The sequence below is a fragment of the Nonomuraea soli genome (assembly GCF_013761175.1).
GTDB classification, from domain to species: domain Bacteria; phylum Actinomycetota; class Actinomycetes; order Streptosporangiales; family Streptosporangiaceae; genus Nonomuraea; species Nonomuraea soli.
Genome location: NZ_JACDUR010000009.1, coordinates 228,738 through 240,251 on the forward strand (window position 1 = coordinate 228,738; position 11,514 = coordinate 240,251).

13 protein-coding genes are annotated in these 11,514 nt (G+C 72.1%); 7 read left to right on the forward strand and 6 right to left on the reverse strand.

All coding sequences use genetic code 11. From position 1 onward, the window contains the following. Positions 1-72 precede the first annotated feature (72 nt). Positions 73-567, forward strand: coding sequence for a beta-class carbonic anhydrase (locus HNR30_RS40165; protein WP_181615422.1), 495 nt, complete (start codon positions 73-75; stop codon positions 565-567). Here HNR30_RS40165 and HNR30_RS40170 read toward each other — a convergent pair whose 3' ends face one another. Continuing rightward, positions 568-1,905 carry a sensor histidine kinase gene (locus HNR30_RS40170; RefSeq protein ID WP_181615423.1) on the reverse strand — a complete coding sequence of 446 codons (1,338 nt, stop codon included), beginning with the start codon at positions 1,903-1,905 and terminating at the stop codon, positions 568-570. Positions 1,906-2,001: 96 nt separating this feature from the next. Between HNR30_RS40170 and HNR30_RS40175 the strand changes: the two genes are divergently transcribed. From HNR30_RS40175 to HNR30_RS40190, 4 genes are all read left to right on the forward strand, one after another. Next, on the forward strand, positions 2,002-3,114 hold the full coding sequence (locus HNR30_RS40175; RefSeq protein ID WP_181615424.1) for a sensor histidine kinase: 1,113 nt from the start codon (positions 2,002-2,004) through the stop codon (positions 3,112-3,114). Further along, complete coding sequence (locus tag HNR30_RS40180; RefSeq protein WP_181615425.1) at positions 3,111-3,758, forward strand: response regulator; 648 nt, start codon at positions 3,111-3,113, stop codon at positions 3,756-3,758. Before HNR30_RS40175 ends, HNR30_RS40180 begins: the two co-directional genes overlap by 4 nt. Positions 3,759-3,833: 75 nt before the next feature. Next, entirely contained in the window at positions 3,834-4,523 is a 690-nt protein-coding gene (locus HNR30_RS40185; RefSeq protein WP_181615426.1) for an ATP-binding cassette domain-containing protein, read from the forward strand. Positions 4,524-4,530: 7 nt separating this feature from the next. Then, on the forward strand, positions 4,531-5,322 hold the full coding sequence (locus HNR30_RS40190; RefSeq protein ID WP_220134552.1) for a glycerophosphodiester phosphodiesterase: 792 nt from the start codon (positions 4,531-4,533) through the stop codon (positions 5,320-5,322). Positions 5,323-5,329: 7 nt separating this feature from the next. On the opposite strand, the gene HNR30_RS40195 is transcribed toward HNR30_RS40190, so the two are convergent. From HNR30_RS40195 to HNR30_RS40215, 5 genes are read right to left on the reverse strand one after another with little or no spacing between them, the layout of a single operon-like run. Beyond that, positions 5,330-6,175 carry a diacylglycerol/lipid kinase family protein gene (locus HNR30_RS40195; RefSeq protein ID WP_181615427.1) on the reverse strand — a complete coding sequence of 282 codons (846 nt, stop codon included), beginning with the start codon at positions 6,173-6,175 and terminating at the stop codon, positions 5,330-5,332. Between the two features lie 29 nt (positions 6,176-6,204). Then, a complete protein-coding gene (locus HNR30_RS40200; RefSeq protein WP_181615428.1) occupies positions 6,205-6,849 on the reverse strand; it encodes a response regulator transcription factor in 645 nt (214 codons plus the stop codon). After that, positions 6,840-8,015 (reverse strand): sensor histidine kinase, encoded by a 1,176-nt coding sequence (locus HNR30_RS40205; RefSeq protein WP_312894992.1) that lies wholly within the window; start codon positions 8,013-8,015, stop codon positions 6,840-6,842. The genes HNR30_RS40200 and HNR30_RS40205 overlap by 10 nt, the downstream gene beginning before the upstream one ends. An 11-nt stretch (positions 8,016-8,026) precedes the next feature. Beyond that, on the reverse strand, positions 8,027-8,791 hold the full coding sequence (locus HNR30_RS40210; protein ID WP_181615429.1) for an ABC transporter permease: 765 nt from the start codon (positions 8,789-8,791) through the stop codon (positions 8,027-8,029). Next, positions 8,788-9,693 (reverse strand): ATP-binding cassette domain-containing protein, encoded by a 906-nt coding sequence (locus HNR30_RS40215; protein ID WP_181615430.1) that lies wholly within the window; start codon positions 9,691-9,693, stop codon positions 8,788-8,790. The genes HNR30_RS40210 and HNR30_RS40215 overlap by 4 nt, the downstream gene beginning before the upstream one ends. 145 nt (positions 9,694-9,838) lie before the next feature. Between HNR30_RS40215 and HNR30_RS40220 the strand changes: the two genes are divergently transcribed. Then, the gene (locus HNR30_RS40220) at positions 9,839-10,639 is read left to right on the forward strand and encodes an alpha/beta fold hydrolase (RefSeq protein WP_181615431.1); all 801 of its coding nucleotides are present in this window, start codon (positions 9,839-9,841) and stop codon (positions 10,637-10,639) included. A gap of 9 nt (positions 10,640-10,648) precedes the next feature. Then, a complete protein-coding gene (locus HNR30_RS40225) occupies positions 10,649-11,512 on the forward strand; it encodes an AraC family transcriptional regulator (RefSeq protein ID WP_312894993.1) in 864 nt (287 codons plus the stop codon). Positions 11,513-11,514: the final 2 nt, after the last annotated feature.

The following is an 11,514-nucleotide window of genomic DNA, read 5'->3' on the forward strand; positions in this document are numbered from 1 at the left end:
TGCGATGGCGGCTGGATGGAAAAGATGGAACCCGGAAACCAGCAGGAAACCGGCGTGATGGATGATTTAGCCATGACCGCTTTCGACGACCTGCTGGCCGCCAACGCGGACTACGCGCGCGACTTCCTCGACTCGGGCCTTCCTGGGAAGGCCGCACGGGGCCTGGCCGTGGTCACCTGCATGGACTCCCGCATCGACCCGCTCGGCCTCCTCGGGCTCAAGCCCGGCGACGCCAAGATCCTGCGCAACGCCGGCGCCAGGGTCACCGACGACGTGCTGCGTACGCTCGTCCTGGCCGTCTACCTGCTCGGCGTCGAGCGGGTGCTGGTGATGCCGCACACCGACTGCGGCATGGCCAAGGTCTCCGACTCCGACGTGTACGAGCTGACCCAGAGCCATGGGGTCGACACGCGGAGCCTGGAGTTCCACACCGTGCCCGACCAGCACGCCGCCCTCCTGCACGACCTCACCCGCATCCGCACCAGCCCCTTCCTGCCGAAGGACATGCCGGTCGGCGGCGCGATCTACGACGTGCGCACCGGGAAGCTGCTTCCGGTGGACGTCTGATCACTCGGGCCAGGCCGGGAGCCGCAGCACGAAGCAGGCTCCCGGCCCTTGCTCCGCGACCTCCAGGGTGCCGCCGTGAGCGTGGGCGATGCGGCGGGCGATCGGCAGGCCGAGTCCGGTGCCGTTCCTGTCGCGGCCGCGGGAGGCCGCCAGCCTGACGAAACGCTGGAAGATCCGCTCCCGGTCCTCGGGCGCGATCCCGGCGCCGTCGTCGGAGACGGACAGGACGGCCTGGCCCTGCTCCCGCCCCGCCCTGACGGTGATCACGCTCCGGGCGTGGCGCTCGGCGTTGTCGAGGAGGTTGCTCAGCAGCCGGGCCAGATGCACCTCGTCCCCGTCGACCGTCACCTCGGCCAAGGCGCGGCGCACCTCCACGCGCCGCGTCCTGGCCGCCAGCTCTCGCCGGACCAGGGATGACAGCTCGACGGGTTCGCGGGCTCCGCCGTCCTCCGCCTCGAGCCTGGCCAGGTGCAGCAGGTCGGCGACGATCGCGTGCAGGCGCGTGAGTCCGGCCCGCATGGCCTCGCCCGAGGTCACCCAGTCGACGTCCTCCGGATGGTCCAGGGCGTCCTCGAGTTCGAGTTGCATGGCGGCGATCGGGGCGCGCAGGTCGTGGGAGACGTCGGCGGTGAACCGGCGTTGCCGCTCGACCGCCTCCTCCAGCCGGTCGAGGGTCGCGTTGACCGTCGTGGCCAGCCGCCCGACCTCGTCGCGGCCCGCCTCGGGCACCCGGCGGGACAGATCGGTCACGGTGATCTCGGCCAGGTCGCGGCGGATCGCCTCGACCCCGCGCAGCCGCCGTCCCAGCCACCACCAGACGGTCGAGCCGCTGATCGCGGCGACCAGGGCCGTCCAGAGGGCCAGCGCCGCGACGAGCGCGCCGCTGATGTACGGCGGAGGCACGGGCGAGAAGGTGTAGAGGCTCACCGTCCTCCCCGCGAACGGGATCCGCTGCGCGTCGACCTCCAGGGCAGAGGCGGGATAGAACGCCGAGGGAGCCAGCTCGAAGGTACGGGTGTCGGCCGTGGGCCGCCGGCCGCGGCCGGGAACACCCGAGAAGGCGGCCTTGCCGCGCAGTTCGGGACTGGCGGCGAGCACCTTCCCCGAGTCGTCGACGATCTGGGCGAACGACCGGTAGGCGCGCAGCCGCAGGTCGAGCGTGCGTCCGTGGCTGATCCTCTCGAGCACGGACGTCGAGGCGCGCACGCCGTCACGTACGGCCTCGGCCACCATCTCGTGACGCGCGCCCTGGACGAAGACCGCGCACAGGACCAGGCAGGCGACGGCCATGACCGCCGCCGCCAGGACGGCCGCCTGAGCTCTGATACTTCGTTTCACAGCCGCAGGATGCCCGAGCGAGAAGCCAATTCCAGTCATCCGAATATCTACTTACTGCTACGACTAAAGTCGGATCCCGCTGGAAAAATGATCACTATGGCGACGCGGATACGGTGGTTGCCACGGCCGCTCGATGTGCTGCTGTCTGCCGGATGCGTCATGTTCAGCCTGGTCGAGACCCTCAATCCGAGCGCTGACGCTCTCGTCGGCGGCGGCTGGGGCCTTGTCCTCGTCTCGGCGGCGGCCGTGGTGCTGCTCTTCCGGCGGCGCTGGCCGCTCACCGTCGCCGTGATCTCCAGCGCCGTCTACGCGGTCGCCTACGGACCCCCGATCCTCATCCTCGGCCTGTTCTCCGCCGGGCGCTACACCGGCTCCGTGTCCAGGGTGTCGGCGATCGCGGCGTTCGCGATCGTCCTCGACCTGGCGGTGTGGAGCACCTACCCGTCGATCGTGCCGCTCTCCGCGGAACTGCTGTACACGGTCACCTTCGTGGTGGCCGCCGCGGCCGGGGGGATCGTCTCCTGGCGGTACGTGGCCGCCACCCACGAGCGGGAGGAGGCGCTGCGGGCCGAGCGGGAACGCATGGTCGCCCTCGCCAGAGGAGAGGAGCGCGAGCGCATGGCCGAGGAGGTGCGCGACGTGGTCGCCCACAAGGTGAGCCTCATGGTCGTGGACGCCGGAGCGCTCGAGGTGTCGGCCGCCAGGGGCACCGGGTGGGTCACCCAGATGGCCGGCCGGATCAGGCACACCGGCCAGGACGCGCTGACGGAGCTGCGTCAGTTCGCGGGCACGCTCGGCACGGGACCCGCGCCGCTCTCACCCCAGCTGGGCATCGGTGACATCGAGGCGACGGTGGAGCGGCTGCGCGGGTCAGGGCTGAGCGTCGGCCTCCGCACGGCCGGCGAGGCGCGGACGGTGCCGCCCATGGTCGAGCGCGCCGCCTACCGCGTCGTCGCGGAGGGGTGCTCGAACATCCTGATCCATCAGCCTCACACCCACGTCGAGGTCGTCCTCTCCTACGAGCCGGACCACCTCGTCGTCGCGGTCGTCCACACCAATCCCCGGCCACGGCCCCGGCGGGACGGGGCCTGGCTGGCCGCACTCGCCGAACGGGTGTCTCTCGTCGGCGGCACCTTCCGGACCGTCCGGCGGCCTGACCGCGGTCTCGGCATCGAGGCGACCTTTCCGTACAGGAGGACTCCGTCATGATCCGCTTGCTGCTCGTGGACGACGAGGCGCTGGTCCGTCACGGGCTGCGCACCATCCTGGAGTCCGATCCCGACATCGTGGTCGTGGACGAGGCGACCGACGGGGTGGAGGCCGTCGAGCTGGCCTACCGCCACCGGCCAGACATCGTGCTCACCGACATCCGCATGCCCAGGGCGGACGGCCTGGCCACCACCCGCGAACTGACCCGGCTGCCGAATCCGCCGAAGGTGATCGTGCTGACCACCTTCGGCCTCGACGAATACATCTACGGCGCGCTGAAAGCGGGAGCGGTCGGTTTCCTGCTGAAGGACACGCCGCCCGCCGACCTCATCCAGGGGGTCAAGACCGTCGCCGAGGGCAATGCGATGCTCTCGCCGTGCGTGACGATGCGCGTCATCAACGAATTCGCCGACCAGCCGGCCACCGAGGTGCCGGAGGACATCCTCCGGCGTTTCGACACCCTCACGGAACGGGAGCGCGAGGTGCTGCGGCTCGTCACACGAGGGCTGGCCAACTCCGACATCGCCCAGGAGCTCTTCATGAGCGAGGCGACCGTGAAGACGCACGTCAGCCACGTGCTGAACAAACTCGGCGTGGGCAATCGGGTGCAGGCCGCGATCTGGTCGTACCGCCTCGGCGTGTGACTACGACTTTCGATGGAGGCCGCAATACCCGGTCGGCCGAGCCGTACGGCCGCAGGCGGGTGATTGTCTTGTCCCATGCTCTTCAGAAAGCCCCGCCCATCGACGGGAATCACGGTGACGTACGGCTCGGTCGTCGCGCTCAACGACGTCACCGCCGATGTCCGCGACGGCGAGCTGACCGCGGTCATCGGCAACGGATCGGCGGGCAAGAGCACCTTCCTGCGATGCCTGGCCGGACTCGAGTCCCCTGGCAGCCGGCCCGGCAGGAACACGATCCTGGTGGCGGGGACGCGGCAGCTTGCTCCCGAGCGCACCGTCGCGGAGTGTCTGCCCGGCACGGACGATCCCGCGTGGCGGGAGCGGATCCTGGCGATCGCGGGCCTGGGCGGCAAACTGGACAGGACCGCGGGATCGCTCGGCGAGTTCGACCGGCGGTCCCTGGCGATCGCCCGGGCGCTGTGCACACGCCCCGGCCTGCTGGCCGTGGACCTGCCAGGATCAGCGGCGCTCTTCGCCATGCTGGCGCGCTACGTGCGGGAGCTGGGCTGCACCATCGTCTTCGCCGCCCGCGAGGCGGCCGCGGCGCGGCCCGCCGACCGCGCGATCCTCCTGGATCTGGGCGACCAGGTGGGCGATCTCGCCCGGCCCACCCGCCGCGCGGTCGCCCGGCGCCTGGACCGCGCCTCCCGCACCCCGAGCATCTCCTGGATGAAGGGGGGACATGCCGGGCGGCAGCCCCGAAAACTACTGCCTGTACATATATGATCACTTAGTGCTCGCAGCCCTATTGATCACGCTCGACCTGCTCGTCGTCGCGCACCGCGGCGCGTCCGCCGTGGCTCCCGAGAACACGATGGCCGCCTTCCGGGCGGCGGGTACGGCAGGCGCCGACATGTACGAGCTGGACGTGCGCCAGACCAAGGACGGCCAGCTCGTCGTGGTGCACGACTCCACCCTGGCCCGCACCACCGACGTCGAGCGGCTCTATCCCGACCGCGCACCGTGGCGGGTGAGCGACTTCACGCTCGCGGAGATCAAGCAGCTCGACGCGGGCAGCTGGTTCGGCGCCGGATTCACCGGCCAGCGGGTGCCCACCGTCCGCGAGGCGATCGCGGCCTCCTCCGACGGCCCCGGGCTGGTGCTGGAGGTCAAGAACCCCACCAAGGCCATGGACGCGCCCTTGACCCAGCTGCTGGACGAGCTGCCCTCCGACACCATCGTGCTCAGCTACGACTGGGCGTTCCTGCGGCGGCTGCAGACCCATGCCCAGCGCGCGACCCTCGGTCCGGTGAGCCTGGCCCGACTGCCCTCCGTGGCCGCCTTCGCCGACCTGGTCGTGGTGCGGCACAACTCGATCAGCGTGCCGTTCGTCAGGCGGGCTCACAAGCTCGGGATCAAGGTGATCAGTACGACGGTCGACCGGCCCGCGGTCATGCGCCGCATGCTCGCCTCAGGGGTGGACGGCATGCTCACCAACCGGCCGAGGGTCGCGCGCAACGTGGCGGACATGAAGCCCGAGTTCGACGAGCTGCGCAACGTCATCGGCGACATGCTCGGCCGCTGACCGGCGCTCACGGGCTCAGCAGCCTCCACGCCCCCGGCAGCACCGTCCAGGTGCGGCGGTTGATCTTCCCTTCGAGCTCGCCGTCCGCGTTGACCGGCACCGGCTGGCCGGCGATCGACACCTTCCTGCCGCGCGTCACCTTCACCTCCCCCAGCCGGGTGTGCTCGCCCCTGCGCAGCCGTACGCCGAACGCCAGCCGCTGCAGCGGGCCGACCGCGAACGACACGACCACATCCACCAGCCCGTCGCCCGGTTCGGCGCGCGGGGCAAGCGGCGTGCCGCCGCCGATGGTCCTGCCGTTGCCCAGTCCCACCATCAGCACCCTGCGCGTCCCGTCGGCGACGCACTCGCCGTCGACCGTCACCCGCAGCCGCCACCCGCGCGCCCGCACCCCGGCCACCACCGCGCCCACCCGGTAGGCCAGCCTGGCCAGCACCGGTTTGAGCGCCTGAGCGCGCTGCGACGCCTCCGCTCCCACGCCCACGTGCACGGCGTTGACGACGACGCCGTCGTGGTCGTCGACCAGCAGGTCCATCGGGCGTTCACGTCCTTCGAGCACGGCCTTGACGGCGTTGTCCGGCGTGATGCCCGCGGTGCGCGCCAGGTCGTTGCCGGTGCCCATGGGGATCAGCCCGATCGCACGCGCACCCAGCTCGCCCCGCTCGTGCAGGGTCCGCACCACGTGGTGGAGGCTGCCGTCGCCGCCCATGACGACGGGGATGTGATCGGGGAAACCGCCGACCTCCTCGGCGACCACCACCTCGGCATGCGCGCGCAGCTCCCGCAGGACTTCCTCCCGCGCCTCCTCGTCCACCCCTCCGGCGGCCCGATTGCAGATGACCAGCAGCTTCATGCTCTCTGTGCTGCCCGCACGGGAGGGTTTCAGCCGTCGAGGTAGCGCAAGATCGCCAGCACCCGGCGGCTGTAGCCGGGCTCGCGCGGCAGGTCGAGCTTGTCGGTGATGGCGTTGACGTGCTTCTCCACCGTGCTCAGCGAGATGTGCAGGCGCTCGGCGACGGCCGCGTTGACGAACCCCTGGGCCAGCAGGTCGAGCACCTGGCTCTCACGAGGGCTCAGCGTGGCCAGCGGATCGGTGTTGGTGGTCCTGGCCAGGAGCTGGCGCACCACCTCGGGGTCGACCACGGTGCCGCCCGAGCGCACCCGCTCCAGCGCGCGCAGGAACTCCGCCACCTCCGAGACGCGGTCCTTCAGCAGGTAGCCGACGCCGCCGGGACGGCCTCCGAGCAGGGTGGCGGCATAGGTCTTCTCCACGTACTGCGACAGCAGCAGCACGCCCACCCCGGGATGCCTCTCCCGGATCTCCAGCGCCGCCCGCACACCCTCGTCGCGGTGGGAGGGCGGCATGCGGACGTCGACCACCGCCACGTCGGGCCGCTGCCGCCCGACCTCGGCCAGCAGCGCGGGCGCGTCGCCAACGGCCGCCACGACCTCGTGACCCGCGTCGTGCAGCAGCCTGACCAGGCCCTCGCGGAGCAGGACGGAGTCGTCGGCGAGGATCAGGCGCACGGCAACCTCGCGGTGACCTCGGTCGGACCGCCCTCCGGGCTGCGCACCGCGAACGTGCCGTCGAGGGCCAGCACCCTCCTGGCCAGCCCGGCCAGACCGCCGCCCGCCGGGTCGGCCCCGCCGCGGCCGTTGTCGGAGACGCTCACGCTCACGGTCGCTCCCTCCTGTTCCAGGAGTACCAGGATGTCATCGGCGCCGGAGTGCTTGACCGCGTTGGTGATCGTCTCGCGCACGACGAAGTAGATCGCGGTCTCGACTTCCGAGGGCAGCCTGCCCGTGAGGCCGTGGTGGATCGTCACCGGGACCTGGGAACGTTCGGCGGCGCCCGCGAGCGCCGCTTCGAGGCCGAGCTCGTCGAGGGCGGTCGGATAGACGCGCCAGGCGACGCTGCGCAGCTCGTCCAGGAGACGCCGGGACTCGCCGTAGGCCTCCTCGACCAGCTCTGCCGTACGGCGGAGCGTGCGATCATCGTCGGCGACGAGTTCGTGCCTGGCACGTCCCAGCAACATCGCCAGCGCCACGCCGCGCTGCTGCACCCCGTCGTGCAGGTCCCGCTCGATACGGCGGCGCTCGTCGTCGACCGCCCGCACGATGCCCGCCCGGGTACTGGTCAGCTCGGCGATCCTGCGCCGCATCAGCTCCACCTCGCCGGGCCCGAGGAAACGCCCGGCCAGCCAGCGCTCGGCCGCCCCCACCGCCGTCGCCTCGAGGACGACGAGCGCGATCAGCAGCCCCGCCGCGGTCAGCCCCACCGCCGCGCCGCTGGTGACCACGCGGACGCCCGGCAGCATCACCCGGACGGGCTCCGACGCTCCCCTGACGAGGTCCCACACCGCTCCGGCCAGCAGCAGCCCGGTGAGGAACACCGCCGCCGCGAAGCCGTACCCCGCGACCACGCCCAGCAGCCCGCGCACGGCCAGGTAGCCGTAGCCGCCGCGCCCCTGCCCCGCCTCGTAGTCGAACCACCGGCGCAGCCTCCAGCGCTCGGCGGCCAGCAGCCGGGCCAGCCACCGGCCGGCCAGCCGCTCCACGGCGCCGCCGCGTCCACGACAGCGCGAAAGCAGCGTCGCCGGCCAGGCCACGCAGACGAACGCGAGCTCGGCAAGGCCGAGGAGCAGGCCCGTGACGACCCCACCCACCCGGCGCATGGCGATATTTCCTGACACGGGCGAGCAGTCTAGGCGTCGCGCCGGCGGAGCACGGCCAGCCCGGCGACCAGCGCCACCGCCGCCCACCCCACCAGCCACGCCAGCCCCTCACCCGCCGAGTACGGGATCGGCCCGCCGGTCAGGTTGTCGGCGCTGCCCATGAACGCCAGCCCGGCGAACATCGGCATCCGCAGCGAGATCTCCAGCGCCAGCGGCACCCCGGTCATGACCAGCAGCAGCGGCAGGCCCATGAGCAGCATGAACACCACGGTCAGCGTGCCCGCCGCCCCACGCAGCGCCGCACCCGTCCCGACGGTCATCACGCCCACGAGGGCGAAGAACACCCCGGCGGTGACCAGGTCGTGCACCAGCGCACCCGGCTCCAGCCGTACCAGCCCGCCGAACACCTCGGCGGACAACACGACATAGACGACCGCCGTGGCCACGGCGCCGCTCACCACCCCCGCCACGAACAGCACCGGCGCCACCACCAGCGCCTTGGCCGCCAGCACCCGCCCCCGGATCGGCGTCGCCTGCAGCGTGGAGCGGATCGAACCCGAGGAGTACTCCGAGGTGATCACCAGCATGGCCAGCGCGACCAGCGAGAACTGCACGAACGAGGTCGCCGACACCACCGGGCCGCTGGCGTCCAGCACCTGGCGCTGCTCGGTGACCGCCGAGCCGCCCAGCGTCAGGGCCGTGAGCACCATCAACACCATCGTGGCCGCCAGGCACCACCAGGTGGAGCGCACCGACCACACCTTCACCCACTCCGACGCCACCGTGTTCGTCATCCCCGCACCCCGTACTCCACGCTCGACTCGGTCAGCTCCCGGTAGGCCTGCTCCAGCGACGCCTCCCTGGTGCGCAGCTCGTGCAGCCGCACACCCGCCTCGTGCGCCAGATCGCCCACCCGCTCGACGGCCATGCCGGTCACCTGCAGCTCGCTCTCGCCCGTCCTGGTGACCTCGCCTCCCGCCGCCGCCAGCCGTACGGCCAGCTCACCGGCGTACGGCGTGCGCACCACGACGGCGGTCAGCGAACTGCGCGCGATGACCTCGGGCAGCGGCGCGTCCATGATCAACCGCCCCTTGCCGATCACCACCAGGTGGTCGGCGGTGAGCTGCATCTCGCTCATCAGGTGGCTGGAGACGAAGACGGTCCGCCCCTCGTCCGCGAGCGAGCGCATCAGCTGCCGCACCCAGCGCACCCCGTCGGGGTCGAGCCCGTTGACGGGTTCGTCGAACATCAGCACCTCGGGATCGCCCAGCAGCGCCGCCGCGATGCCCAGCCGCTGGCTCATGCCCAGCGACAGCGCGCCGGCCCGCTTGCCCGCCGCCGGCTCCATGCCGACCATCTCCAGCACCTGCGCGACCCGCCCCACCGCGATGCCGTTGCTGCGCGCCAGCGCGCGCAGGTGCGCCCGCCCGCTGCGTCCCGGATGCATGGCCCGCGCGTCGAGCAACGCGCCGACCGTGCGCAGCGGCTCCTTCAACCGGTGGTACGGCACGCCGCCGACCAGCGCGACGCCGCTCGTGGGCCGGTCGAGGCCGAGGATGAGCCGCATCGTCGTGGACTTGCCCGCCCCGTTCGGCCCGAGGAAGCCGGTCACCGCGCCCGGCTTGATCTCCAGCGTCAGGTCGTCGACGGCGGCATGGTCGCCGTACTTCTTGGTGAGAGCTTTGAGACTGATCACGTACGGCAACGCTAGGAGGCTGCCGGAGCGTCCACCATGGGGTGATGCCGCCGACTCCGATGGCGGAAAACCGTAATCGGCGCACGCCCGCCGGGGCGACATTCGTCCAAGACGGCGCACCTCCCACGCGCGCATGATCGTTCGTATGAGGGAGTACGACGTACGGCAAGCGCATGACCTGCACGTGACCCACGACGGTCCGGGGCACGGGCCGCCCCTGCTGCTCATCCACGGCTCCGGCGCCTCGGGCGCCTTCTGGCAGCCGATGATCCCGGCCCTGGCCGCCCGGCACCACGTCATCCGCGTCGACCTGCCCGGCTGCGGCCACTCCCCTCCCGCCCGTTCGTACGACGTGCCCCATCAGGCGGCCCGCGTGGCGGCGGTGCTCGACGACCTCGGCCTGAGCGGCGTCGCCATCGTCGGGCACTCCAGCGGCGGCTACGTGGCCACCTCACTCGCCGAGCAACGCCAGGACCTGGTGAGCTCGCTCACGCTCATCAGCACAGGGCCCAGCCCCGACGCCCTGCTCCCCCAGCCGCTGCTGCTCAGGCTCCTCCTGACACCGCCGTTCGGGCGGCTCGTCTGGTCGCGGCGCTCCGACACGATGATCCGCGGCGGCATCAAGGTGACCGCCGCGCGGCCGGTCGACCTTCCCGACGACCTCGTCGCCGACGTGCGCGGCATCACCTACCGGGCCTTCCGCGAGGTGCTGGACGGCAACACCGCCTACATCACCGAACGTGACGTCCCCGGGCGGCTGGCCGCCCTCGGCATCCCCACGCTCGTGATCTTCGGCGCCGCCGACCCGCGATGGGAGCCCTCCTCGGCCAGGCAGTACGAGGCGGTGCCCGGAGCCCGCATCGACCTGCTGCCCGGCGTCGGCCACCTGCCGATGATGGAGGAGCCCGGCCTGACCGGCCGACTGCTCCTCGACTTCGTGACATAGAGTAGTCATGTGCTGGAAACCGGCTCGCCGCCCGACTGGGCGCTGGTGGACATCGCCGTCCCCCGCCCCTCGATCAGGCTGCCGGGAATCGCCATGGCGGGCTTCCGCCACCGCGCCACCACCCACATCGACCTGGCCATGGTCGCCCACCCGTCCGTCACGGTGCTCATCGACCTGAGCGAGGGCGAGGGCACCGTGTACGACACGCGGGAACGCCACGAACGCGGCAGCGTCGTCGTCGGCCTCATGCCCGGCGACCTGCGGGCCGGCGGGCAGGGGGCGGGCGAGTGCTTGCAGATCCGCCTGGAGCCGGTCGCCGCCGCGGCGGTGCTCGGAGGCGCGTCGGCCGAGCTCAGCGGCGGACTCGCGCCGCTGGAGCAGCTGTGGGGGCAGGAGGCGCGCCTTGCGGAGGAGCGGCTGCGGGCGGCCTCGTCGTGGGACGAACGCTTCGCCATCGCCGCGGCGCTCCTGGCACGTCGGCTGGCCGCGCGCGACGCCGTCGACCCGGCAGTCGCGCACGTCTGGCGGCGGCTGGCGGGCAGCCGGGGCCGCGCCCGGGTCGAAGGGCTGGCGGACGAGGTCGGGTGGAGCCGCAAGCGCCTGTGGGCGCGCTTCCGCGCGCAGCTCGGGATCGGGCCCAAGCGGGCGGCGCGGCTCGTGCGGTTCGATCACGCCGCCCACCTGCTCGCCTCGGGCCGCCCGGCGGCCGAGGTGGCCGCTCGGAGCGGGTACGCGGACCAGTCGCACCTCAGCCGCGAGGCGCGGGTGTTCGCGGGGCTGACGCCCGCGGGAGTGGCGGTGGCGCCTTGGCTGGCGATCGACGAGGTCGCATGGCCGCGCCTCGGGGGTGCGGCTGGCTCACTGGGCGGGTGAAC